23 protein-coding genes are annotated in these 22891 nt (G+C 70.1%); 17 read left to right on the forward strand and 6 right to left on the reverse strand.

Annotation, left to right across the window (positions count from 1 at the left end; translation table 11 throughout):
- Positions 1 to 22: 22 nt before the first annotated feature.
- The 11 genes from rsmI (at position 23) to ACZ4RZ_RS25930 (ending at position 13065) form a co-directional block, all read left to right on the forward strand.
- Complete coding sequence (gene rsmI / locus ACZ4RZ_RS25880; RefSeq protein ID WP_369247187.1) at positions 23 to 880, forward strand: 16S rRNA (cytidine(1402)-2'-O)-methyltransferase; 858 nt, start codon at positions 23 to 25, stop codon at positions 878 to 880.
- 198 nt (positions 881 to 1078) lie between these two features.
- On the forward strand, positions 1079 to 1498 hold the full coding sequence (locus ACZ4RZ_RS25885) for a hypothetical protein (protein WP_467747981.1): 420 nt from the start codon (positions 1079 to 1081) through the stop codon (positions 1496 to 1498).
- A 115-nt stretch (positions 1499 to 1613) separates the two neighbouring features.
- Entirely contained in the window at positions 1614 to 2483 is an 870-nt protein-coding gene (locus ACZ4RZ_RS25890; protein ID WP_467747983.1) for a TatD family hydrolase, read from the forward strand.
- A gap of 138 nt (positions 2484 to 2621) precedes the next feature.
- Entirely contained in the window at positions 2622 to 4019 is a 1398-nt protein-coding gene (locus tag ACZ4RZ_RS25895) for a ubiquitin-like domain-containing protein (RefSeq protein ID WP_467747984.1), read from the forward strand.
- Between the two features lie 215 nt (positions 4020 to 4234).
- Positions 4235 to 5101 carry a 16S rRNA (adenine(1518)-N(6)/adenine(1519)-N(6))-dimethyltransferase RsmA gene (rsmA, locus tag ACZ4RZ_RS25900; protein ID WP_467747986.1) on the forward strand — a complete coding sequence of 289 codons (867 nt, stop codon included), beginning with the start codon at positions 4235 to 4237 and terminating at the stop codon, positions 5099 to 5101.
- Positions 5102 to 5995 carry a 4-(cytidine 5'-diphospho)-2-C-methyl-D-erythritol kinase gene (locus ACZ4RZ_RS25905; RefSeq protein WP_467747987.1) on the forward strand — a complete coding sequence of 298 codons (894 nt, stop codon included), beginning with the start codon at positions 5102 to 5104 and terminating at the stop codon, positions 5993 to 5995. It abuts the gene before it with no gap.
- A 54-nt stretch (positions 5996 to 6049) separates the two neighbouring features.
- On the forward strand, positions 6050 to 6259 hold the full coding sequence (locus ACZ4RZ_RS25910; RefSeq protein WP_467747988.1) for an ATP-binding protein: 210 nt from the start codon (positions 6050 to 6052) through the stop codon (positions 6257 to 6259).
- A 30-nt stretch (positions 6260 to 6289) separates the two neighbouring features.
- Entirely contained in the window at positions 6290 to 8095 is a 1806-nt protein-coding gene (locus tag ACZ4RZ_RS25915; protein WP_467747989.1) for an ABC-F family ATP-binding cassette domain-containing protein, read from the forward strand.
- Between the two features lie 283 nt (positions 8096 to 8378).
- On the forward strand, positions 8379 to 10205 hold the full coding sequence (locus ACZ4RZ_RS25920) for an outer membrane protein assembly factor BamB family protein (protein WP_467747990.1): 1827 nt from the start codon (positions 8379 to 8381) through the stop codon (positions 10203 to 10205).
- Between the two features lie 58 nt (positions 10206 to 10263).
- Positions 10264 to 12084, forward strand: a complete 1821-nt coding sequence (locus tag ACZ4RZ_RS25925) for an outer membrane protein assembly factor BamB family protein (RefSeq protein WP_467747991.1) — start codon at positions 10264 to 10266, stop codon at positions 12082 to 12084.
- A gap of 270 nt (positions 12085 to 12354) precedes the next feature.
- Positions 12355 to 13065, forward strand: coding sequence for a helix-turn-helix transcriptional regulator (locus ACZ4RZ_RS25930; RefSeq protein ID WP_467747993.1), 711 nt, complete (start codon positions 12355 to 12357; stop codon positions 13063 to 13065).
- A gap of 452 nt (positions 13066 to 13517) precedes the next feature.
- Here the strand turns inward: ACZ4RZ_RS25930 and ACZ4RZ_RS25935 are convergent, their stop codons facing one another.
- Together ACZ4RZ_RS25935 and ACZ4RZ_RS25940 are read right to left on the reverse strand one after the other, a co-directional pair.
- Positions 13518 to 13829, reverse strand: coding sequence for a hypothetical protein (locus tag ACZ4RZ_RS25935; RefSeq protein ID WP_467747994.1), 312 nt, complete (start codon positions 13827 to 13829; stop codon positions 13518 to 13520).
- 31 nt (positions 13830 to 13860) lie between these two features.
- Complete coding sequence (locus ACZ4RZ_RS25940) at positions 13861 to 15573, reverse strand: sodium:solute symporter family protein (RefSeq protein WP_467747996.1); 1713 nt, start codon at positions 15571 to 15573, stop codon at positions 13861 to 13863.
- A gap of 190 nt (positions 15574 to 15763) precedes the next feature.
- Between ACZ4RZ_RS25940 and galT the strand changes: the two genes are divergently transcribed.
- Genes galT through galK form a run of 3 tightly spaced genes read left to right on the forward strand, consistent with a single transcriptional unit; the run spans position 15764 to position 18960 of the window.
- On the forward strand, positions 15764 to 16849 hold the full coding sequence (galT, locus tag ACZ4RZ_RS25945; RefSeq protein ID WP_467747998.1) for a galactose-1-phosphate uridylyltransferase: 1086 nt from the start codon (positions 15764 to 15766) through the stop codon (positions 16847 to 16849).
- Positions 16849 to 17814, forward strand: coding sequence for a UDP-glucose 4-epimerase GalE (gene galE, locus ACZ4RZ_RS25950; protein WP_467748000.1), 966 nt, complete (start codon positions 16849 to 16851; stop codon positions 17812 to 17814). Before galT ends, galE begins: the two co-directional genes overlap by 1 nt.
- 3 nt (positions 17815 to 17817) lie before the next feature.
- The gene (gene galK / locus ACZ4RZ_RS25955; protein WP_467748001.1) at positions 17818 to 18960 is read left to right on the forward strand and encodes a galactokinase; all 1143 of its coding nucleotides are present in this window, start codon (positions 17818 to 17820) and stop codon (positions 18958 to 18960) included.
- A 192-nt stretch (positions 18961 to 19152) separates the two neighbouring features.
- Here galK and ACZ4RZ_RS25960 read toward each other — a convergent pair whose 3' ends face one another.
- The gene (locus tag ACZ4RZ_RS25960) at positions 19153 to 19608 is read right to left on the reverse strand and encodes a GNAT family N-acetyltransferase (protein ID WP_467748237.1); all 456 of its coding nucleotides are present in this window, start codon (positions 19606 to 19608) and stop codon (positions 19153 to 19155) included.
- 258 nt (positions 19609 to 19866) lie between these two features.
- Here ACZ4RZ_RS25960 and ACZ4RZ_RS25965 point away from each other — a divergent pair, with 258 nt between their 5' ends.
- Positions 19867 to 20637: a LuxR C-terminal-related transcriptional regulator gene (locus ACZ4RZ_RS25965; RefSeq protein WP_467748003.1), complete on the forward strand. Its 771-nt coding sequence runs from the start codon at positions 19867 to 19869 to the stop codon at positions 20635 to 20637.
- Here ACZ4RZ_RS25965 and tamR read toward each other — a convergent pair.
- The gene (tamR, locus tag ACZ4RZ_RS25970; protein ID WP_467748005.1) at positions 20596 to 21093 is read right to left on the reverse strand and encodes a MarR family transcriptional regulator TamR; all 498 of its coding nucleotides are present in this window, start codon (positions 21091 to 21093) and stop codon (positions 20596 to 20598) included. The genes ACZ4RZ_RS25965 and tamR overlap by 42 nt on opposite strands.
- A gap of 107 nt (positions 21094 to 21200) precedes the next feature.
- On the opposite strand from tamR, the gene ACZ4RZ_RS25975 reads away from it, so the two are divergent.
- Both ACZ4RZ_RS25975 and ACZ4RZ_RS25980 read left to right on the forward strand, forming a co-directional pair.
- Positions 21201 to 22019, forward strand: coding sequence for a trans-aconitate 2-methyltransferase (locus ACZ4RZ_RS25975; protein WP_467748006.1), 819 nt, complete (start codon positions 21201 to 21203; stop codon positions 22017 to 22019).
- Positions 22019 to 22402 carry a VOC family protein gene (locus tag ACZ4RZ_RS25980; protein ID WP_467748008.1) on the forward strand — a complete coding sequence of 128 codons (384 nt, stop codon included), beginning with the start codon at positions 22019 to 22021 and terminating at the stop codon, positions 22400 to 22402. Before ACZ4RZ_RS25975 ends, ACZ4RZ_RS25980 begins: the two co-directional genes overlap by 1 nt.
- Here the strand turns inward: ACZ4RZ_RS25980 and ACZ4RZ_RS25985 are convergent.
- Together ACZ4RZ_RS25985 and ACZ4RZ_RS25990 are read right to left on the reverse strand one after the other, a co-directional pair.
- Positions 22377 to 22625, reverse strand: coding sequence for a type II toxin-antitoxin system RelE family toxin (locus ACZ4RZ_RS25985; RefSeq protein WP_467748010.1), 249 nt, complete (start codon positions 22623 to 22625; stop codon positions 22377 to 22379). The genes ACZ4RZ_RS25980 and ACZ4RZ_RS25985 overlap by 26 nt on opposite strands.
- Positions 22622 to 22870, reverse strand: coding sequence for a type II toxin-antitoxin system Phd/YefM family antitoxin (locus ACZ4RZ_RS25990; protein ID WP_467748011.1), 249 nt, complete (start codon positions 22868 to 22870; stop codon positions 22622 to 22624). The genes ACZ4RZ_RS25985 and ACZ4RZ_RS25990 overlap by 4 nt, the downstream gene beginning before the upstream one ends.
- Positions 22871 to 22891: the final 21 nt, after the last annotated feature.

Consider the following 22891-nt stretch of genomic DNA (forward strand, 5'->3'; position numbering starts at 1 on the left):
TGGGCCCTGCGAGGATGGAACCGTGACAGGAACCCTTGTGTTGGCAGGCACTCCCATCGGCGACATCTCCGACGCGCCGCCACGGCTCGCCGCCGAACTGGCCGGGGCCGATGTCGTCGCCGCCGAGGACACCCGGCGGCTGCGGCGGCTCACCCAGGCGCTCGGCGTGCAGCCCGCCGGGCGCGTCGTGTCGTACTTCGAGGGCAATGAGGCGGCCCGTACGCCGGAGCTCGTCGAGGCGCTGGCCGGTGGGGCGCGGGTGCTGCTGGTGACCGACGCGGGGATGCCGTCCGTCTCCGACCCCGGCTACCGGCTGGTCGCGGCCGCCGTCGAGAAGGACATCAAGGTCACCGCCGTCCCCGGCCCGTCCGCCGTGCTCACCGCGCTCGCACTGTCCGGGCTGCCCGTCGACCGCTTCTGCTTCGAGGGCTTTCTGCCCAGGAAGGCGGGCGAGCGCCTGTCGCGCCTGCGCGAGGTCGCCGACGAGCGGCGCACCCTCGTCTACTTCGAAGCGCCCCACCGGCTCGACGACACGCTCGCCGCGATGGCCGAGGTCTTCGGGACCGAGCGGCGCGCCGCCGTCTGCCGCGAGCTGACGAAGACGTACGAGGAGGTCAAGCGCGGCCCGCTGGGCGAGCTGGCCGCCTGGGCCGCCGAGGGCGTACGGGGTGAGATCACCGTGGTCGTCGAGGGCGCCGCCGAGAAGGGCGCGGAGGAGCTGGACGCCGCTGAGCTGGTGCGCAGGGTGCAGGTGCGCGAGGAGGCGGGGGAGCGGCGCAAGGAGGCGATCGCGGCCGTCGCCGCGGAGGCGGGAATTCCCAAGCGCGACGTCTTCGATGCGGTCGTCGCGGCAAAGAATGCAGCGCGAAGCGCCCCATAGAAGGGCAAAGGACGGTCGCGAAAGGCAAAGCTCAGGCCGGGTGGCGAGCGCCTTCCGACAAGGAACGCCCAAAACGACTCCAATAGTCGACAGGCCTGATGCGTTCGAGCCGGGAGAAGCGTCCACTGGTTGAAGGGACGTACCCGTCCCTCGCCCCCGTGCGCGGGGGCGCTTGTCCAGCGGACAGCAGGAGCTGGCATGAGTGAGATTGCAGGGCAGACCGGCCACCGCGGTGCGGCGACCGCCGTTGTCAACGAGTCGTATTCCTTCGCCTGCATGCGCTGCGGGCACGGCTGGGAGCAGTCGTACGAGATAGAGCACCACCTCGACGCCGAGGGCAACGAGTTCGTCATGTACGTGGCCGACGGCCGGATCGTGCCGTCGCCGCTGAGCCGGCCCACCTGCCAGAACTGCGACAACCATGTGGTGCGCATCATGCGTCCGGGACAGGTGTCCTCGGCGCGGAACTCCCTGCAGCGGCCGGTGCCGGCACGGCAGCCCGAGCCCCAGGTGGACGCGCCCGAGACGGCGACCGAGGAGCCCCGCGAGCCCCGCGAGTCCCACCACTGGCACCTCTCCGATCTCCTGCACCCGTTTCACCACCGCAAGGCGGGCTGATCCGCCGGACACGGCGGGCTCATCCGCGGCGTCGGCCGGTCCGGCGGCCAGGTGGAATGACCTCCCGGCTCCCCGCGAGGTGAGGTCGGGCATGCCCCCTTCGTAGGATCGGGGCATGCCTTCCAACGCCGAAGCCCCGCCGCTGCCGGATCCCCTCCGGGTGCCCGTCGCCGACTCGCACACCCACCTCGACATGCAGTCCGGCACGGTCGAGGAGGGCCTGGCCAAGGCCGCGTCGGTCGGCGTGACGACGGTCGTACAGGTCGGCTGCGACGTGAACGGCTCGCGCTGGGCGGCGCAGACGGCGGCCGAGTACGACGCCGTGCACGCGACCGTCGCGCTGCACCCCAACGAAGCGCCCCGGATCGTGCACGGCGATCCCGACGGCTGGTCCCGGCAGGGCGCGCGGCAGCCGGGCGGAGACGCCGCGCTGGACGAGGCGCTGGCGGAGATCGACCGGCTCGCCGCCCTTCCCCAGGTCAAGGGCGTGGGCGAGACCGGGCTCGACTACTTCCGTACGGGACCCGAGGGCAAGGCCGCGCAGGAACGGTCCTTCCGCGCCCACATCGAGATAGCCAAACGGCACGGGAAGGCCCTGGTCATCCACGACCGCGACGCCCATACCGACGTGCTGCGCATCCTCAAGGAGGAGGGCGCGCCCGAGCGGACCGTCTTCCACTGCTACTCCGGCGACGCCGCGATGGCCGAGATCTGCGCCGGCGCCGGATATTTCATGTCCTTCGCCGGCAACATGACCTTCAAGAACGCCCAGCCGTTGCGCGACGCGCTGGCCGTGGCGCCCCTGGAACTCGTCCTCGTCGAGACCGACGCGCCCTTCCTGACGCCCGCTCCGTACCGCGGACGGCCTAACGCGCCGTATCTCATTCCGGTCACAGTGCGCGCGATGGCGGCTGTACGGGGCATCGACGAGGACGCGCTGGCGACCTCGATCTCCGCGAACACTGCGCGCGCTTTCGATTACTGACGGATAACGGTTCCGGGGGTTCTTCCGGGGCGCACCTCAGGGGAGTGTCGCGACACAGCGTAGCCAGGTCGCTTGGGAGAGTGACGACCGCTCCGCTAGGTTCTGGTCGCCTCATCCGGACTTCTGGAGCGTGTCGTCGTGAGCAGCTCGCAGTACGAGACGTATGGACCCACTGGTGTCGCTGGTGACACCGGTGTTGCCCATAGCGCTGGTGTCGCTGGACTCCCTGGTGCGACAGGGACGTCGTACGGGCATTTCGACCCGTCGTACGGCCTCGGCCACCCGGACACCTACCGGCCCGCGTACGAGGCGGCCTGGGTGGCCGAGCCGGAGGCGTCGACGGAACCCCGGCTGCCCCGGCCAGGGCAGGCGGACGGGGCGCCCGCGCCCGGCGGTCGCGCCGAGGCCCGGCGCGCGGCACGGCGCAAGCGCAGCACCGAGCGGCCCGACCCCCTGCGGCGGCTGCTCCCACAGGCGCTGGTCGTGGCATTCCTGGCCGGAGGCACCTCCGCGTTCGTCGCCAACGACAAGGCGATCGAGCTCAGCGTCGACGGGAAGCCGCGCACCCTGCACACCTTCGCGGACGACGTCGGCGAACTCCTCGCCGGCGAGGGCGTCGAGGTCGGGGCGCACGACGTCGTCGCGCCCGGGCCCGGCACGGCGCTCGCCAGCGGCGACGAGGTCGCGGTGCATTACGGGCGGCCCATACACCTCACCCTCGACGGACACCGGCGCGAGGTGTGGACGACGGCGCACACGGTGGACGAGGCGCTTCGACAGCTCGGGGTGCGTGCGGAGGGCGCGTACCTGTCGACGTCGCGCTCCCAGCGAATCAGGCGCGCGGGCCTCGCGGTCAACGTCCGTACCGAGCGCACGGTGACGATCATGGCGGACGGGCGGGCGCGGACCATCCGTACGAACGCGGCGAGCGTCCGGGAGGCCGTCGAGGAGGCCGGGATCACCCTGCACGGGCAGGACACCACCTCCGTCGCGCCCGGGAGCTTCCCGCGCGACGGGCAGACGGTCACCGTCATGCGGGTCACCGGGGCCAGGGAGGTCCGCGACGAGCCGATTCCGTTCGAGGTACGGCGGACTCAGGACCCCTCGCTGTTCAAGGGCACGGAGGTCGTCGAGCGTGCCGGTCAGCCGGGGGCGCGGCGCGTCACGTATTCCCTTCGGACCGTCAACGGGGTCGAGCAGAGGCCGAGGCGGATCGAGTCCGCGGTGGTGCGGGAGCCGCGGGCGCAGCTGGTGAAGGTCGGTACGAAGCCGCATCCGACGTCCTTCGACGGGGTCGACGATCTGAACTGGTCCGGTCTCGCGGCGTGCGAGTCCAGTGGGCGGCCGGGGGCCGTGGACCCCTCCGGCACGTATGGCGGCCTCTACCAGTTCGACACCCGCACCTGGCACGCCCTCGGCGGTTCCGGGCGCCCCCAGGACGCCTCCGCCGCCGAGCAGACCTCGCGTGCGAAGAAGCTGTATGTGCGGCGGGGAGCGAGCCCTTGGCCGCATTGTGGGGGGCGGCTGTGGAGGTGAGGCCGCGAGGTTTTTTCGCTCCAGGCTTGTCGCGCAGTTCCCCGCGCCCCGTTTTGGGGGCGCGGGGAACTGCGCAGTCTTTTGGCGGGGGTCTGGGGGCGGCAGCCCCCAGGGACGATGGGGGTCCCCCGCTCAAGCGAAGCCGAGAGTGGGGGAGGGTAGGGGCGGAGGGGGCGAAAACATCCCCCAGCCCTCCGCACCCGTACCCTTGCTCCGTGACCAGCCCCACCCCCGACGCCCTCCTGGGCCCCGCCGACATCCGCGAACTCGCGGGTGCCCTCGGCGTGCGACCCACCAAGCAGCGCGGCCAGAACTTTGTGATCGACGCGAACACCGTGCGCCGCATCGTGCGCACCGCGGACGTGCGGCCCGACGACGTGGTCGTGGAGGTGGGCCCCGGGCTCGGCTCGCTGACACTCGCCCTGCTGGAGGTGGCCGAGAGGGTCGTCGCGGTGGAGATCGACGACGTGCTCGCGGGGGCTCTGCCGTCGACCGTCGCGGCCCGCATGCCGGAGCGCGCGGAGCGTTTCGCGCTCGTGCACTCCGACGCGATGCACGTACGGGAACTCCCCGGGCCCGCCCCGACCGCGCTGGTGGCCAACCTTCCGTACAACGTCGCCGTACCCGTCCTGTTGCACATGCTCGACACCTTCCCGACCATCGAGCGCACGCTCGTGATGGTGCAGGCCGAGGTCGCCGACCGCCTCGCGGCCGCGCCCGGTTCGAAGGTGTACGGCGTCCCGTCCGTGAAGGCGAACTGGTACGCCGAGGTCAAGCGGGCCGGCGCCATCGGGCGGAATGTCTTCTGGCCGGCGCCCAACGTGGACAGCGGGCTCGTGTCGCTCGTCCGCCGGAGCGAGCCGATCAAGACCACGGCGACGAAGCGCGAGGTCTTCGCCGTGGTCGACGCCGCCTTCGCCCAGCGGCGCAAGACGCTGCGCGCCGCTCTCGCCGGGTGGGCCGGATCCGCGCCCGCCGCGGAGGCAGCGCTCGTCGCCGCGGGTGTCTCGCCGCAGGCGCGCGGGGAGTCCCTGACGGTCGAGGAGTTCGCGCGTATCGCCGAGCACAAGGAGTCCCTGTAAGTGAGCGTGACGGTACGCGTCCCTGCCAAGGTCAATGTCCAGCTCGCGGTGGGCGGCGCCCGCCCCGACGGCTTCCACGACCTGGCCAATGTCTTCCTCGCGGTCGGCCTCTACGACGAGGTGACGGTGACCCCCGCCGAGGAACTGCGCATCACCTGCGCGGGTCCGGACGCCGCGCAGGTGCCCCTGGACCGTACGAACCTGGCGGCCCGCGCGGCCCTCGAACTCGCCCGGCGGTACGACCGCGACCCCGCCGTGCACATCCACATAGCCAAGGACATCCCCGTCGCCGGCGGTATGGCGGGCGGCAGCGCGGACGGGGCCGGTGCGCTCCTCGCCTGCGACGCGCTGTGGGGCACGGACGCCTCGCGCGACGAACTCCTCGACATCTGTGCCGCATTGGGCAGCGATGTGCCGTTCAGTCTGGTGGGCGGGGCGGCGCTCGGCGTCGGCCGGGGCGAGCAGCTGCGGGTGCTGGAGGTCGGCGGGACCTTCCACTGGGTCTTCGCCATGGCCGAGCGGGGGCTGTCGACCCCGGCCGTCTTCCGGGAGTTCGACCGGATGAACGAGGGCGTGCGGATCCCTGAACCCGTCGCCTCGCAGGAGCTGTTCGACGCGTTGCGGAAGGGGGACGCCGACGCTCTCGCGGCCGCGGTCTCCAACGACCTGCAGCCCGCCGCCCTCTCCCTCTTCCCGGCCCTCGCCGACACCCTCACCGCGGGCCGCGCGGCCGGCGCCCTCGCGGCGCTGGTCTCCGGCTCGGGCCCGACCACGGCCTTTCTCGCGCCGGGCGCCGAGTCCGCGAAGACGGTCGCCAAGACCCTGCTCGCCTCGGGCACCTGCCGCTCCGTACGGGTCACCGAGAGCCCGGCGCCGGGAGCGACCGTGCTCTGATCCGCGACGTACCGCTGTGATCTCCGTCGTGCGGTTCTGATCTCCGTCGCCGATGTGATCCACCTGCTCGCCGAGCTGGTCGAGAACGCCGCCGCCTTCTCGCCGCCCAGCACCAAGGTGCAGCTGCGGGCCGCGCGGCTGCGGGACGGTGTCCTCGTCGAGGTCGAGAACAGCGGCTTCGGCATGAACGAGGAGGCCATGGCAGGGGCGGAGGGGGCGAACAACCTCACCGCTCGGCCCCCGTACCGCGCGGACTACCCTTGAGGGTCGATCGTCCCCCTTGTCAGGAGAGAAATGGCCGTCAACCTGGTCAATGTCGAGTCCGTCAGCAAGGTGTACGGCACCCGTGCACTGCTCGACGGAGTCTCCCTCGGCGTCAGCGAGGGCGACCGTATCGGCGTGGTCGGCCGGAACGGCGACGGCAAGACCACCCTCATCCGGATGCTCGCCAAGCTGGAGGAGGCCGACACCGGCCGTGTCACGCACTCCGGCGGCCTGCACGTGGGAGTGCTGACACAGCACGACTCCCTCGACCCCACGGCCACCGTCCGCCACGAGGTCATCCGCGACCTGGCCGACCACGAGTGGGCGGGCAACGCCAAGATCAGAGACGTACTGACCGGGCTGTTCGGGGGGCTGGACCTGCCCGGCTTCCCGCAGGGGCTGGACACCGTCATCGGCCCCCTCTCCGGCGGCGAGCGCCGCCGCATCGCCCTCGCCAAGCTGCTCATCGAGGAGCAGGACCTGATCATCCTCGACGAGCCCACCAACCACCTGGACGTGGAAGGCATCGCCTGGCTCGCGCAGCATCTGCGCGAGCGGCGCTCGGCCCTCGTCTGCGTCACCCACGACCGGTGGTTCCTGGACCAGGTCTGCACCCGCATGTGGGACGTGCAGAAGGGCGCGGTGTACGAGTACGAGGGCGGCTACTCCGACTACGTCTTCGCGCGCGCAGAGCGCGAGCGCATCGCCGCCACCGAGGAAGTCAAGCGGCAGAACCTCGTACGCAAGGAGCTGGCCTGGCTGCGGCGCGGGGCGCCCGCCCGCACCTCCAAGCCGCGCTTTCGCGTCGAGGCCGCCAACGAGCTGATCGCGGACGTGCCGCCGCCCCGCGACAAGAGCGAGCTGATGAAGTTCGCCGGCTCGCGGCTCGGCAAGACCGTCTTCGACCTGGAGGGCGTGACCGTCCAGGCGGGCCAGAAGGTGCTGCTCAAGCACCTCACCTGGCACCTCGGCCCCGGCGATCGCGTCGGGCTCGTCGGCGTGAACGGCGCCGGGAAGACCTCGCTCCTGCGGGCCCTGGCCGAGGCCGCCCGCAGCGAGGGGGAGAAGCAGCCCGCCGCCGGGCGGATCGTCACCGGCAAGACGGTCAAGCTGGCCTACCTCTCGCAGGAGGTCGCCGAACTCGACCCGAACTGGCGTGTGTTGCAGGCCGTCCAGGCCGTCCGCGACCGGGTCGACCTCGGCAAGGGCCGCGAGATGACCGCGGGGCAGCTCTGCGAGACCTTCGGCTTCAACAAGGAGAAGCAGTGGACCCCGGTCGGGGACCTCTCCGGTGGTGAGCGTCGGCGGCTGCAGCTTCTGCGGCTCCTCATGGACGAGCCCAACGTCCTCTTCCTCGACGAGCCCACCAACGACCTCGACATCGAGACCCTCACGCAGCTGGAGGACCTGCTCGACGGATGGCCCGGCTCGATGGTCGTGATCTCCCACGACCGGTTCTTCATCGAGCGGACGACGGACAACGTCTTCGCGCTGCTCGGCGACGGCACGCTGCGGATGCTGCCGCGCGGGATCGACGAGTACCTGGAGCGGCGCAGGAAGATCGAGGAGGTCGCGGCCGCCGCCGTGCTCGCCTCCGCGCCGGCGCCCGCCAAGGCCGCCTCCGCCGCCGACGCCCGCGCCGCCAAGAAGGAGCTCCAGAAGATCGAGCGGCAGCTGGACAAGATCTCCGAGAAGGCGACCAAGCTGCACACCCAAATCGCCGACAACGCCACCGACTTCGAGCGGGTCGCCAAACTCGACGCGGAGTTGCGCGAGTTGGCCGGGGAGCGCGAGGACCTGGAGCTGCGCTGGCTGGAGCTGGCCGAGGACGCCTGACGGGTCGCGCACGAGGGCGCGTATGCCTGAAGTGCGCCGGGCGGACCCCGACATGGGCCCGCGCGAGCGCCGACGTGGGCCCCGCGTGAAGGGCGCGTGAAGGCGCGTAACGACGGCATCACGGGCCGGTCCTCCCTTGGGAACAGGGGACGGACCGGCCCGCTGTTCATGGGCCTCAGAGTGATAGAAAGGGCCGTCTGAGAACAGTCTGAGAACCACCGGGGGTGGCGCGAGTCCAGCGCCGCCGGTGGGGCGCCACATCAGTGAAGAGGGGGAAGCGCTGATGAGTCAGCCGCCCAGTCAGCCGCCGCAGGGCGGCTTCGGAGCACCACAGGACCAGCCGCCGGCGGGTGGCTTCGGCGCGCCCCAGGACCCGCGGTCGCAGGGCGGCTTCGGCGCGCCCCCCGCCAACACGCCCCAGGGCACGCCACCTCCGCCGGCGCAGCCGCCCCAGGCCCCCGCGCCCCCGCAGGCTCCGCCCGCCGGCCCCCCGCAGCCCGGTTACGGATACCCCCAGCAGCCCGGCCCCTACGGCCAGCCGGGCCCGTACGGACAACCGCAGCAGCCGGGACCGTATGGCCAGCCCGGCCCCTACGGCCAGCCGCAGCAGCCCGGTTACGGATACCCGCCCCAGGCGCAGTACCCGGGCGCGCCCGGCACCCCGTCCCCCGGCGGCGGCTCCAAGAACCCCTTCAAGGGCAGGCCCGCGGTGATCATCGGCGCCGCGGTCGCCGCGCTGCTCGTCGTCGGCGGCACCGTCTGGGCCGTCAGCAGCGGCGGTGACGACGGCAAGAAGCCGGTCGCCGACAAGAGCCCGACCTCCAAGGCCTCCGCCTCCGACGACCCGGTCAACCCCGGTGACGGCAGCGGCAACGGCGGGGAGGACCCCGAGGACCTCAACGCGGGCCGCCAGGCCGGTGAGGCGAAGGTGCTCTGGTACAAGCAGGCGCCGGACGCGCCCGGGTCCGGCGCCGACGCCCCCGGTCTGTGGATCACCGACAAGGCCGCGGTGAAGGCGGCGTACAAGCAGGTCTTCGCCTACAACACCGGGGATGGCAAGCCCACTTGGGACGCGCTGACCTTCCCGCAGAAGATCTGCGCGGTCACCCCGCAGAAGACGTCCGACGACAAGGTCTTCGTGGCGTACATGAGCGGCTCCAGCGACAGCGCCAAGTGCAACCAGCTCCAGGAGATCGACCTCAACACCGGTGCCAAGGGCTGGAGCGGGAAGGTCCCCGACGGTGACCTCTTCGACAGCACGCTCTCCGTCGAGCTGTCCATCACCGGCGACACGCTGACGGTCGGCCGCTCGATGTCCGGTACGGCGTTCGACACCGGCAGCGGCAAGAAGCTGTGGGACAAGGGGAAGTACGGCTCGGGCTGCTATCCGGCCGCGTTCGCGGGCGGCACCAAGCTGCTGGCCGTCTCGTCCTGCGGCGTCGGCTCCGACACCGAGCACGACGAGGTGCAGGAGCTGGACCCGGCCACCGGCAAGGCCAAGTGGACCACGAAGATCCCCAAGGGCTGGCGGGTCGAGCGCGCGTACTCCGTCGACCCCGTCGTCCTCTACATGACCAAGGACGACAAGAAGACGGTCAACGTCACCACGCTGAAGAACAACGGCGATCTGCGCTCGCAGCTGGAGAGCAAGGACTCCTTCGCGCCCGAGTGCGGCTACGCCATCCTCAACCGCGACCTGTCCGGCTGCTTCGGCACCGCGGCCGATGCCAACACCCTCTATCTGCCGACCGAGGCGAAGAGCGGCGCCAACGAGATCGTCGCGTTCAGCCTGGAGACCGGCAAGGAGAAGTGGCGCGTCAAGTCCCCGGCGGACGAGTCGATGCTGCCGATGAGGATGGACGGCACGAATCTCGTCGCGTACGTCGAGCCGTCGTACGACGGCGGTGGCCAGATCGTGTCGATCCCGACGACCGGCGGCAGCCACAGGACGACGAAGCTCCTGCAGATGCCACAAGGCACCGCGGACATCGAGAACAGCTTCTTCTCGAAGGCGGTCGACTACGTGGACGGGCGCTTCTACATCTCCACCACCCGGCTGACGGGCAATGACGAGGCGAAGGAGAAGTTGATGCTGGCCTACGGCAAGTGACCCTCGTCCTCCTTCCGTCCAGACCCGCCATCCCTTCGTATTCCGAGGTACACACGTCATGAGCCAGCCGCCCCCGCCACCGCCGAACCAGCCCCCGCAGGGCGGCTTCGGCGCGCCCCAGGACCCGCCGCCCGGCGGTTTCGGCGCCCCGCAGGACCCGCCCCCGGGCGGTTTCGGTGCCCCGACGCCCCCGCCGCCCGCGCAGGGCCCCGGCTACGGCTACCCGCAGACGCCCCCGGCTCCGCAGTCGCCCCCGTCCGCCCCGCCGCAGCAGCCGTACGGCTACCCGCAGACGCCGCCCCCGGCTCAGCCCGGCTACGGCTATCCCGGCCAGCAGCCGCAGTACGGCGCGCAGCAGACGCCGTACGGCTACCCCCAGCCGCAGACCATGCCGATGCAGCCGCAGGCTCCCCAGGGCGGCGGGCGGAAGTTCAACAGCCAGCTGGTCATCATCGTCTCGGCTGTGGTGGCCGTGGCGCTGATCATCGGTGGCGGTGTCTGGTACGCCAACTCCTCGGGCAAGGACGACGGCAAGAACAACTCGTCCGGTACGAGCGGCGGCACCGGCGGCAAGGACGGCAAGGACGGCGGCAAGACGAGCGGCTCCAACGGCAAGGAGAAGGTGCCGTCCAACACCAGCTCCAAGGTGCTGTTCCAGGTGCCCGCGCCCGCCGTGAAGGACGACAGCAGCGTGACCACCGTCGGCTCCTGGCTCACCGACAAGGTGTACGCCAAGAGCGGCAACGCCGAGATCAACGGCTACGACCCCGACTCGGGCGCCAAGCTCTGGACGATCAAACTTCCCGGCCCGGTGTGCCAGGCCAGCCGCCACAGCACCGAGGCCAACCGGACGGCGATCATCTACGAGCCCGCCATGCCGACCAAGGCGGAGCCCTCGCACGGCTGCAGCCAACTCGCGGCCCTCGACCTCGACATCGGCAAGAAGCTGTGGACCAAGACGGTCAAGTCCGGTGACCAGCTGGTCAGCCTCGACAACGTCACCGTGAGCGCGAACACGGTGGCCGCGGGCAGCACCAGCGGCGGCGCCGCGTTCGACATATCCACCGGCAAGCAGCTGTGGGCGCCGAAGCCGACCGACAGCTGCTACGACTCCGGATACGGCGGCGGCGACAAGCTGGTCGCGGTCCGCAAGTGCGGTGAGTACGGCAGCACCCGTCAGCTGCACATCCAGACCATCGACCCGAAGTCCGGGAAGGTGCTCTCCGAGTACAAGATGTCGCCCGGCATCGAGTACGCGAGCGTCGTGTCGACCAACCCGCTGGTCGTCGCCGCCGACGTCGGCGACTCCGCCGGTGACGGCAGCGGCATCTCGGACTTCTTCTCCATCGACAACAAGACCGGCACGCTGCGTACGAAGATCTCGGCGCCCGGCAAGACGTACGCCGCCCGATGCGACGGGATCACCAGGATCGAGTACTGCTCCTCGCTCGCCGTCGGCAACGACAAGCTCTACATCCCGACCGAGGAGCACGACGGCACCGGCGAGTACAGCCAGACCAACGAGATCGTCGCCTTCGACCTGGCCACCGGAAAGCAGACCGGCCAGCGCGCGGACGCGGGAGACGGCTACAGCATCACCCCGCTGCGTATGGATGGCGGCAACATCCTGGCGTACAAGCGTCCGCCGTACGACAAGGGCGGGCAGATCGTCACCATCGACGGCACCTCGTTCAAGGAGACCAAGCTCCTGGAGAACCCCGCGACCGAGGCGGTCCACGGCGCGGAGACCAGCATGCTCCCGGACTACGCCGAGATCCTCTACAAGGACGGTCACCTGTACATGTCCGCGGTCTACGCCCACAAGCCGTCGTCCTCGGACGACAAGGAGTACCTGGCGATCGCCTTCGGCACGCAGTAATCGCGCACGATCGCCCTCGGCGCTCAATAGATGAACGCGCCGTTGTGAACGGCCCCGCCCTTGGTGCAGGATCCCTGCTCAGGGGCGGGGTCGTTCGCGTACCCCTCATCACTCCCGAATGGGAGGGATTTTGATATTCCGGGGCACTTCTCTCCGGTAGGGGAAGCGCAACGTCGAACAAGCGTGTAGCTTCCGGGGGATGGAGAGCCGGGGGGCTCCTAATCCACGGGGAACCAGTGGGGATGCTTGGGGGGACTGGGGGGTTGCCTGATGGGAGTGCGGCTCATGGTGGTCGACGACCACCGATTGCTCGCCGAGGCGTTGGCCTCGGCCTTGAAGCTGCGGGGGCACCGGGTGCTCGCCGCGGCGGCGCCCGCCGCGGGAGCGGCAGAGCTGGTGATCACACGGGCACCCGAGGTGTGCCTGATCGGCACCGCGACACCGGCCGAGCCGGGGATCTTCGACCCGGTGGTGAAGATCAAACGGGAGCGCCCGCAGGTGGCGGTCCTCGTCCTGGGCCCGGTACCGAACCCACGCGGCATCGCGGCCGCGTTCGCGGCAGGTGCCTCCGGCTATGTCCGGCACGACGAGCGCATAGAGGGAGTCGAGCGCGCGATCATGAAGGCCCGCGCGGGCGAGGCGGCGGTGGCCCCACAACTGCTCCAGGGCGCCTTCAGCGAGCTGCTCAATCCGGCCGCACAGCCCGATGACGAGGGCCAGCGGCTTCTCCAGATGCTGACCCCGAGGGAGGTCGAGGTCCTGGTCCGGGTCGCGGACGGCGAGGACACGCGACTGATCGCGGCGGGGATGGGGATCGCTCCGTCGACGGCCCGGACCCATGTCCAGCGGGTGCTGATGAAGCTGGGGGTGGGATCGCGGCTGGAGGCGGCGGCGCTGGCGGCGCGGACGGGGTTGCTGGACCGGGCGGGGCCTGTGCCTACGGCGCCGGGCGGCGGGGAGGATCCTCGACCGCCGCAGTAGACGGACTGGCGGTGGAGGCCTCAGCCGCCGAAGCCGTCCCGGAGGATCCGCCGTGCCACCTTTCTGCGCACGTCGGCGACGGAGCCTGAGCAGAAGGACGGCAGTCGGCAGCGGGACTCGACTCCGTGGAAGCTGCCCCCGGAAATCTGGCAGCCAACAATACGGCGAGCGTGGCTGGAGGCCGCCGAGCGGGCCTGGAGTGAAGGCTGTGCGGAGCGCTTCGAACGGGGGCGCCTGCAGCGCATCGTCCTGAAACTCCTGTGCTGGCGGGGCATTGAGACACCACCTGACGTCAAGGCCAAGGTGTTCGCAACCACCGACCTGGAGCAGCTCCCGATCTTGCGCGACCGCGCCTTCGAAGCGACCGACCCGGCCGACCTCTTTCTCCCCGAGCAGCCCCGTAGCCGTACGGGCCGGAGTCCCACCGTGAACTCCGGCCCCACGTCAGAGAGCTACTCCGCCGCCCCCTTCTCGTCAGGCGCCTGTACCGGCGGCGCCAGTGGCCGCAGCCACAGCCACCCCAGGAAGAACACCCCCAGGGCGAGCATGCCCAGGCCGGTCCAGAGGTTGATGTTGACGCCCCCGGCCTTGTCGAGGTTGGCGTCGGAGACGGTGATGCCGGCGATCGTGACGATGATGCCGTAGATCACGAACAGGCCGCCGATCATGAGGCGGATGTCGAAGAGGCGAGTCGCGGTCGCGGACTTCTGCTCCAGCTCGGTGACCTCACGCTGGACGTCGCGATCCGAGTAATGGTCGGACATGGTTTCTTAAGCCTCCCTCGTCGCAACGAGATCAGAACGAGAACGGGATGTAGCAGGCGGCCGCGAGGATCAACGCGCCCCAGCCCAGCAGGGCCGGCTTGCGGTACCAGGCGTCGTCGCCGACGGCGGGCGGCTCGGCCATGCCGGGGGAGCGGGTCCCGTAGACGAGGCCTTGGAGGTCCTCCTCCGGCTTGGGGGCGGTGAAGAGCGAGACCGCGACCATGACCACCGCACCGGCCACGAAGCCCGCGATCGCCGAGACGAAGTTGGCGCCCTGGTCGGAGGGGATGTCGATGATGCCCTGCTTGTAGATGACGAAGTAGTTGATCATCGCCGCCGTCGTGCCGGCCAGGAGGCCCCAGAAGCCCGACTTCACCGACGCGCGCTTCCAGAACATGCCGACGATGAAGACCACGAACATCGGCACGTTGAAGAAGGAGAACAGCGTCTGCAGGTAGCTCATGATGTTCGAGAAGGACGACGCCAGGAACGCCGTTCCCATCGACGCCAGTACGCCGATCACCGTGATCAGACGGCCGAAGCCGACGTAGTAGGTGTCCTCCCGTCCCTTGACCACGTACTTCGCCCAGATGTCCGTCGTGAAGACCGTGTTGAAGGACGAGACGTTGGCCGCCATGCCCGCCATGAAGGCCGCGAGGAGGCCCGTCACCGCGATGCCGAGCACGCCGTTCGGCAACAGCTCCTGCATCAGATAGGGGATCGCGTCGTTGTACTGCAGGTCAGAGCCGCTCGTGCCGATCTTCGGGACCAGGACGGCCGCCACCAGGCCCGGGATCATCACCAGGAAGACGATGAAGATCTTCGGGTATGCGGCGATCAGCGGGGTTCGCTGGGCCGCGGAGAGGTTCTTGGCCGACAGCGCGCGCTGGACCTCGGCGAAGTTCGTCGTCCAGTAGCCGAAGGACAGGACGAAGCCCAGGCCGAGCACGATGGTCAGCCAGTTGGCGCCCAGTGGGTTGTCGTGGCCGATGCCCGTTCCGCCCCAGGCGGTGGTGAAGTCGGCGCCGTGGGTCTTGTCGAGGGAGTTCGTCAGGCCGTCCCAGCCGCCCACCCGCTTCAGGCCGAGCGCGGCGATCGGGATCAGCGCGGCGAGGATGACGAAGAACTGCAGGACCTCGTTGTAGATGGCGGAGGACAGGCCGCCGAGCGTGATGTACGCCAGGACGAAGAGGCCGGCCACCACGATCGCCACCCACTGCGGCCAGCCGAGCAGCGCCTCGACGACGATCGCGAGCGAGTAGAGGTTGACGCCGGCGATCAGGATGGCGGCGAAGGCGAACAGGATCGAACTCAGCAGGTGCGCCCATTTGTCGAAGCGCAGCAGCAGGAACTCGGGGACCGAGCGGACCTTGGAGCCGTAGTAGAAGGGCATCATCACCAGGCCGAGGAAGACCATGGCGGGGATGGCGCCGATCCAGTACCAGTGCACGGTGTAGACGCCGTACTGGGCGCTGTTGGCGGCCATGCCCAGGATCTCGGTGGCGCCCAGGTTGGCGGAGATGAACGCGAGTCCGGTGACCCACGCGGGCAGTGAGCGCCCTGAGAGGAAGAAGTCGAGGCTCGTCTTCACCGAGCGGCGGGCGGCGAAACCGATGCCGAGGACGGCGACGAAGTAGATCGCCAGGATCGTGTAGTCGAGGCCGTTGGTGGGGAGCCGGAGCCCGGCGGCGAGGTGGATGCCTGGTTCGGTGAGGAATGTGGGGGAATGTGTGGGGGACTGCATAAGAACTCGCTTCGTCTCGCTTCGTTGCGCGAACTGATCAAGAGCGGAACCTACGCCTCCATGTTCAAGAAATGAACACTTCTGGTGGTGTCCTTTGTTTGATTGTGATGTTGACGCCGGTGGTGATTCGTGGTTTGTTGTGTTCGGTTATGTTTGAAGGCTTGAATGGGTGCGGATGGGGAGTCCGACTGTGAAGAAGACCTCGACCCGGCTCGCCGACGGTCGTGAGCTCATCTACTACGACTCACGCGACGACGTGGTGCGCGACGCGGTGGACCGGCGCCCGCTCGACCCGACCGTCACCACTTCGGAGGTACGCCGCGACCCGCTGCTCGGCGATTCGGTCGCGATCGCCTCGCACCGCCAGGGCCGTACGTACCACCCGCCGGCGAACGAATGCCCGCTGTGCCCCTCCTCCGGCGACCGGCTGAGCGAGATCCCCGACTCCTCGTACGACGTCGTGGTGTTCGAGAACCGCTTCCCCTCGCTGGCCGGCGACTCCGGCCGTTGCGAGGTCGTCTGCTTCACCTCCGACCACGACGCGTCCTTCGCCGACCTCACGGAGGATCAGGCGCGGCTGGTGCTGGAAGCGTGGACGGACCGGACCGCCGAGCTGTCCCACCTCCCCGCCGTCGAACAGGTCTTCTGCTTCGAGAACCGCGGCGCCGAGATCGGCGTGACCCTCGGCCACCCGCACGGACAGATCTACGGCTACCCCTTCACCACCCCGCGCACCGCGCTGATGCTGCGTTCACTGGCGGCCCACAAGGAGGCGACCGGCGGGGAGAACCTCTTCGACGAGGTCGTCGCCCGCGAGGTGGCGGACGGCTCCCGGGTCGTCCTGTCGAGTGACCACTGGGTGGCCTTCGTGCCGTACGCGGCGCACTGGCCGTACGAGGTCCACCTCTACCCGCGGCGCCGCGTACCCGACCTGCTCGGCCTCGACGAGGATGCGCGCACAGAGTTCCCCCAGGTCTATCTGGAACTCTTGAGGCGCTTCGACCGGATCTTCGACGGGCCGGATGGAGGGAAAGAAGGGGCGGGCGAGCCTCCGACGCCGTACATCGCCGCCTGGCACCAGGCACCCTTCGGCGCGCTGGAGGAGTTCGAGGGCGTCAACCGCGACGACTTCGCGCTTCACCTTGAGCTTTTCACCATTCGCCGTACTTCCGGCAAGCTGAAGTTCCTCGCGGGTTCCGAGTCCGGCATGAGCGTGTTCATCAACGACGTGCCGCCGGAGACCGCGGCCCAGCGACTGCGAGAGGTAGCGAGTTGATGAGTGGGAAGTACCTGGTCACCGGTGGTGCGGGTTATGTGGGCAGCGTGGTCGCGCAGCACCTGATCGAGGCGGGCCACGAGGTCGTCGTACTGGACAACCTCTCGACGGGTTTCCGAGAGGGCGTACCGGCGGGTGCTTCGTTCGTGGAAGGCGACATCCGGGACGCGGCCAAGTGGCTGGACTCCTCGTTCGACGCCGTGCTCCACTTCGCCGCGTTCTCACAGGTCGGCGAGTCGGTGGTGAAGCCCGAGAAGTACTGGGACAACAACGTCGGCGGCACGATGGCGCTGCTCGCCGCGATGCGCGAGGCGGGCGTCCGCAAGCTGGTCTTCTCCTCCACGGCGGCGACGTACGGCGAACCGGAGACGACCCCGATCGTCGAGTCGGCGCCCACCAAGCCCACCAACCCCTACGGTGCCTCGAAGCTCGCCGTCGACCACATGATCACCGGCGAGGCGGCGGCGCACGGACTGGGTGCGGTGTCGCTGCGCTACTTCAACGTGGCGGGCGCGTACGGGGCGTGCGGAGAGCGCCACGACCCCGAGTCGCATCTGATCCCCCTGGTCCTCCAGGTCGCGCAGGGCCGCCGCGACGCGATCTCGATCTACGGTGACGACTACCCGACGCCGGACGGCACGTGCGTCCGCGACTACATCCACGTCGCGGACCTGGCGGAAGCCCACCTCTTGGCGCTGAAGGCGGCCGCTCCCGCCGAACACCTGATCTGCAACCTCGGCAACGGCAACGGGTTCTCCGTCCGCGAGGTCATCGAGACGGTGCGACAGGTGACCGGGCACCCGATCCCCGAGGTCGTGGCCCCGCGCCGCGGCGGCGACCCGGCGGTACTGGTGGCTTCCGCGGCCACGGCCCGGGAGCGGCTCGGCTGGAACCCGTCCCGCGCGGATCTCGCGGGGATCGTCGCGGACGCGTGGGAGTTCGCACAGAACGTAGCGAAGGGGTAGCAAGTGGGGGTACGTGAGGGCTTCGAGGAGTTGTACGGGACGGCTCCCCAGGGCGTCTGGGCTGCGCCGGGCCGGGTCAACCTGATCGGCGAGTACACGGACTTCAACGAGGGGTTCGTGATGCCGCTCGCCCTGCCGCACACCGCGGTGGCGGCGGTGTCGCGGCGCTCCGACGGAGTCCTGCGCCTCCACTCGGCGGACATCGAGGGGCCGGTCGTCGAGCTGGACGTGGACGCGCTGGAACCCCTGACGAACACCAGCTGGGCCGCGTACCCGGCGGGCGTCGTCTGGGTTCTGCGCGAGGCGGGGCATGTGATCACCGGCGCGGACATCCACCTGGCCTCGACGGTGCCGACGGGCGCGGGCCTGTCGTCGTCGGCGGCACTGGAGGTGGTCACCGCCCTGGCGCTCAACGACCTCTACGAACTGGGCCTCACCCGACCGGAGTTGGCTCGCGTGGCCCAGCGCGCCGAGAACGACTTCGTCGGCGTGCCCTGTGGCGTCATGGACCAGACGGCGTCCGCGTGCTGCACCGAGGGCCACGCCCTGCACCTCGACTGCCGTGACCTGTCGATCCGCCAGATCCCCTTCGACCTGCCTGCCCACGGCCTGGAGCTCCTGGTCGTCGACACCCGGGTGAAGCACGCGCTGGGCGACGGGGCGTACGCGGAGCGGCGGCAGGGGTGCGAGGAGGGTGCGCGGCAGCTGGGCGTCTCCCATCTTCGTGATGTCGCGTACGAGGAGTTGGACGCGGCGCTGGCTCGCCTCTCCGACGAGCGCGTGCGCCGTTACGTCCGCCATGTCGTCTCCGACGACCACCGCGTGGCGCGGGTGGTCGCGCTGCTGGACGCGGGCGATGTCCGGGCCATCGGCCCCGTCCTCACCGACGGCCACGCGTCCCTGCGGGACGACCTGCGGATCTCATGCCCGGAGCTGGACCTGGTCGTCGACACCGCCAACTCCTCCGGTGCCCTCGGTGCCCGGATGACCGGTGGCGGCTTCGGCGGCTCGGCGATCGTCCTGGTCGAGTCCGCGGACGCGGACACGGTCACCAAGGCGGTGGACGAGGCCTTCGCCGCGGCGGGCTTCACGGCTCCCCGGGTGTTCCCGGCGGTCCCGTCAGCGGGGGCCCGCCGTCTGACCTGAGGGTTTTCTCGCCCCTCCGCCCCTGCCCGTCCCGACGCCCAGTTCCCCGCGCCCCTAAGGGGCGCGGGGAACTGCGCGATCTTTTAGGGGGGTCTGGGGGCGCAGCCCCCAGGGACGATGGGGGTCCCCCCGCTCGAGCGAAGCCGAGAGTGGGGGAGGGCAGGGGCGGAGGAGGCGAGAAAACCCTCCCGCTCAGCCCAAGCGCTTCGTCAGCGTGTACTCCGTGATCCCCGGCGGGTAATCGGGAATCACGCACACCACCTCGTACCCCCGCTTCTTGTAGAAGTCGGGGGCCTGGAAGTCCCAGGTCTCCAGGCGCGCGTTGCGGCAGCCGCGTTCGGCGGCGGCCATGTGCTCGGCCTCGGCCAGGAGGTGGGAGCCGAGGCCCGAGCCTCGGTGGACGTCGTCGACCCACAGGTACGTCACGTGGAGCCAGGTCGTCCAGGTGTGGCCGACGAGGCCGCCGGCGAGGGCGCCGGTGGAGTCCAAGGCCCAGACGTGGAGCGGAAGTTCGCGTTCACCTGGGGTTCCGCGCAGGGCGCGGAGGACCGGAGACGCCGCGGTGTTGGTGTCGAGCAGGCGCCGGCGGAGCAGATCGCGCCGTTCTCTGTCGTCTCCTGTCTCAATACGAAACATACGGCTCACCATAAACGCGCTGGCCAACCAGTTCTGCAAATTACCTTCCGCTCCCGGCCCCCGGCCTTACCCTGATGAACAGCACCGGTGGGGGCCGGTGCTGATCAGGGGGCGAGACAGTCGGGTACGACGCCCGAAGTGGGGGTAGCAGTTCCAGCACGGCGGCGGCCGTGCGGCTGCGGCATCCTGTTTTCCGAGTCGTAAGCGGGCTCGGGATCACTTCGGGCGCCGTACCCGCACCGACCGTCCCCCGACAGTGGGGGTTTCAGAGTGGTTCGCATCCGAGTACTGGTCGTCGACGACCACCGCATCTTCGCCGAGTCGCTCGCTGCCGCCCTCGCGGCCGAGCCCGACGTCGACGTGTCCGCAGCGGGCAGCGGTCCCGCCGCGCTGCGCTGCCTGGAGCGCGCGGCGGCGGAAGGCCGCCGGTTCGATGTGCTGCTCGTCGACGCGGACCTGGGTGGCGGTCTGCCCGGCATGCGTCCGGCGGCCGTGCCCGTCCAGGAGAGCAATGAGGACGGGCTGGTGGACGGGATCTCGCTCGTCGCCGGTGTCCGTTCCGGCCAGCCGAGCGTACGGACCGTCGTGCTGGCCGAGAAGGACGACCCGCGCAGGGCCGCGCTCGCCTTGCAGGCGGGGGCCTCTGGATGGGTTGCCAAGGACTGTTCGCTGTCCCGGCTGCTCACCGTCATACGTGGGGTGTTGCGGGACGAGACCCACCTTCCGCCCGCCCTTCTCACCGGCGTGCTGCGCGAGTTGACCGCCGCGCGCAAGCACCGCACCGAGAGCGAACGGCTCGTCGAGTCGCTCACGCCCCGGGAGCGGGAAGTGCTGCGGTGCATGGTCGCCGGGCTGGGGAGGAAGGCCGTCGCCGAGCGGTTGTTCCTGTCGCCGCACACCGTCCGCACCCATATGCAGAACGTGCTCGGGAAGTTGGGCGTGCACTCGACTCTCGCCGCCGTGGCGCTTGCCCGCCGTGCCGGGGTCGGGCCCGTGGACCTAACCGGGGATGTTGTCGAACGGGGCGGTCAACTGGCGTAGCAGGCCCGCCAGTTCGGCGCGCTGTGCCCTGCTGAGCTCCGCCAGGATCGCGCGCTCCTGGTCGAGGAGGCCCGCCAGCGCCTGGTCGGCGCGGTCGCGGCCCTCGTCGGTCAGGCGGACGAGCACGCCCCTGCGGTCGCTCGGGTCGGGGAGGCGCTCCACCAGGCTCTTCTTCGTCAGCCGGTCGATGCGGTTCGTCATCGTGCCCGAGGTGACGAGTGTCTGGGTGAGCAGTTGGCCGGGCGAGAGTTGATACGGGGATCCCGCGCGCCTGAGCGCCGTCAGGACGTCGAACTCCCAGGGCTCCAGGCTGTGCTCGGAGAACGCCAGGCGGCGGGCACGGTCCAGATGCCGGGCCAGTCTGCTCACCCGGCTGAGCACCTCCAGTGGTTCCACGTCGAGGTCCGGGCGCTCCCGGCGCCACGCAGCGACCAGCCGATCGACCTCGTCCTCCATGACGATCAGTGTAGTGGTTGTGTCGACATGAAGTCTCTTGATATAGAGTTTCTTGATGTCAAGATAGCCCCCGAGGTAGTTCCCTTGACTTTCCAGGAGGCATTCCCATGTCCGCCACCACCCCCACCTGGGACCCGAGCCAGTACCTGCGTCACGCGGAGCACCGCGCCCGCCCCTTCGCCGACCTCCTCGCCCGCGTCCCGGCGCTGCCCCGCGACCCGGCCCGCATCGCCGACCTCGGCTGCGGCCCCGGCAACGTCACCATCCAGCTCGCCGAACGCTGGCCCACCGCGCACATCACCGGCTACGACAACTCGCCGGAGATGCTCGCCAGGACCAAGGAGTACGCCGGTCCCACGGCCGGCGGCGGCCGGCTCGACTTCGCCAGCGCCGACCTCACGCGCTGGACGCCCCCGGAGACGTACGACCTGATCGTCTCGAACGCGGCGCTCCAGTGGGTGCCGGGGCATCTGGAATCCTTCCCGGCCTGGCTCGACGCGCTCGCCCCCGGCGGCGCCTTCGCCTTCCAGGTTCCGAACAACATCGACGCGCCCCTGCACGCCCTGATGCGCGAACTCGCCGCCACCGCCCGCTGGAAGGACCTCCTCGACGGCGTCCTGCGCCATGAGGACTCGGTCCACGACCCGCTGGTCTACCTGGACCGACTGGCCCGGCTCGGCTGTGAGGCGGACGTCTGGGAAACGACGTACATGCAGCTGCTGCCGGGCGAGGACCCGGTGCTGGACTGGGCGAAGGGCACGGGGCTGCGGCCCGCCCTCACGGCCCTCGCGGACGACCCGGAGGCCCGGGACGCCTTCGTGGGCGAATACCGGGACCTGCTGCGCGACGCCTATCCGACGGAGCCGTACGGCACGGTGCTCCCCTTCCGCCGGCTGTTCGCCGTGGCCAGGAAGGCCGCTGCCTGATGCTTGTCGCCGTCGACCATGTGCAGCTCGCGGCCCCGCCCGGCTCGGAGGACTTCCTGCGCGTGTACTACGTCGAGGCTCTCGGCATGACCGAGATCCCCAAGCCGCCCGTCCTCGCCGCCCGCGGCGGCTGCTGGTTCCGGGCGGGGGCCGTGCAGCTGCACGTGGGGATCGAGAAGGACTTCCGGCCCGCGAAGAAGGCGCACCCGGGGCTGCGGGTGACAGGGATCGAGGCGTTCGCCGCCCGCCTGCGGGCCCACAAGGCCGAGGTCACCTGGGACGACAACCTCCCGGGGCACCGCCGCTTCTACTCCGAGGACCCCGTCGGCAACCGACTGGAGTTCCTGGAGCCCCGCGCTACGGCGTACGGCCCAGGTGCGTGATGAGGATGCGAATCACGTCGTCGTCGATGACGTACAGGACGCGGTAGTCGCCGACGCGCAGACGGCGGACGTCGGGACCGTAAGGGGTGGAGTCATTGGGGCGCGGTGTTTTGGCGAGTGTGTCGACGGCTTCGTAGACGGCGGCGAACCCCGTGGGGTCGTCCTTGAGGAACCGTACGGCCGCGTTTGTGGCACTCGGTTCCCAGATGATGCGGTGGGTCACGGACGCAGCCCCAGCATCCGTCCGACTTCCTCGTGCGGAATGTCTCCGAGCGTTCCCTCGGCCTTGCGCCGCTGGTAATCGGCGACGGCGAGGGCGTCTTCGAGATCCTCTATCACCTGTGGAGAGACGAGGAGCGCGGCGACGTGGCCGTGGTCGGTGAGGGCGATGATCTCCCGGCCGTGAGCGGCGCGACGCACGAGGTCGCCGAGCTGGGAGCGGGCCGCACTGATCGCGATCTCGGTCATGCGCGGATGGTGCCACAAGGT

The organism is Streptomyces sp. NPDC027189 (assembly GCF_055566975.1).

Excerpts from the sequence above, each read along its gene's own strand:
- ACZ4RZ_RS25935 (WP_467747994.1), bottom strand. The coding sequence starts at position 13,829 with ATGTCCGACCATTACTCGGATCGCGACGTCCAGCGTGAGGTCACCGAG.
- ACZ4RZ_RS25890 (WP_467747983.1), top strand. The coding sequence starts at position 1,614 with ATGCCTTCCAACGCCGAAGCCCCGCCGCTGCCGGATCCCCTCCGGGTG.
- ACZ4RZ_RS25885 (WP_467747981.1), top strand. The coding sequence starts at position 1,079 with ATGAGTGAGATTGCAGGGCAGACCGGCCACCGCGGTGCGGCGACCGCC.
- ACZ4RZ_RS25915 (WP_467747989.1), top strand. The coding sequence starts at position 6,290 with ATGGCCGTCAACCTGGTCAATGTCGAGTCCGTCAGCAAGGTGTACGGC.
- ACZ4RZ_RS25975 (WP_467748006.1), top strand. The coding sequence starts at position 21,201 with ATGTCCGCCACCACCCCCACCTGGGACCCGAGCCAGTACCTGCGTCAC.
- ACZ4RZ_RS25940 (WP_467747996.1), bottom strand. The coding sequence starts at position 15,573 with ATGCAGTCCCCCACACATTCCCCCACATTCCTCACCGAACCAGGCATC.
- ACZ4RZ_RS25960 (WP_467748237.1), bottom strand. The coding sequence starts at position 19,608 with ATGGTGAGCCGTATGTTTCGTATTGAGACAGGAGACGACAGAGAACGG.
- ACZ4RZ_RS25925 (WP_467747991.1), top strand. The coding sequence starts at position 10,264 with ATGAGCCAGCCGCCCCCGCCACCGCCGAACCAGCCCCCGCAGGGCGGC.
- ACZ4RZ_RS25930 (WP_467747993.1), top strand. The coding sequence starts at position 12,355 with ATGGGAGTGCGGCTCATGGTGGTCGACGACCACCGATTGCTCGCCGAG.
- tamR (WP_467748005.1), bottom strand. The coding sequence starts at position 21,093 with ATGGAGGACGAGGTCGATCGGCTGGTCGCTGCGTGGCGCCGGGAGCGC.
- ACZ4RZ_RS25990 (WP_467748011.1), bottom strand. The coding sequence starts at position 22,870 with ATGACCGAGATCGCGATCAGTGCGGCCCGCTCCCAGCTCGGCGACCTC.
- ACZ4RZ_RS25980 (WP_467748008.1), top strand. The coding sequence starts at position 22,019 with ATGCTTGTCGCCGTCGACCATGTGCAGCTCGCGGCCCCGCCCGGCTCG.
- ACZ4RZ_RS25920 (WP_467747990.1), top strand. The coding sequence starts at position 8,379 with ATGAGTCAGCCGCCCAGTCAGCCGCCGCAGGGCGGCTTCGGAGCACCA.
- galE (WP_467748000.1), top strand. The coding sequence starts at position 16,849 with ATGAGTGGGAAGTACCTGGTCACCGGTGGTGCGGGTTATGTGGGCAGC.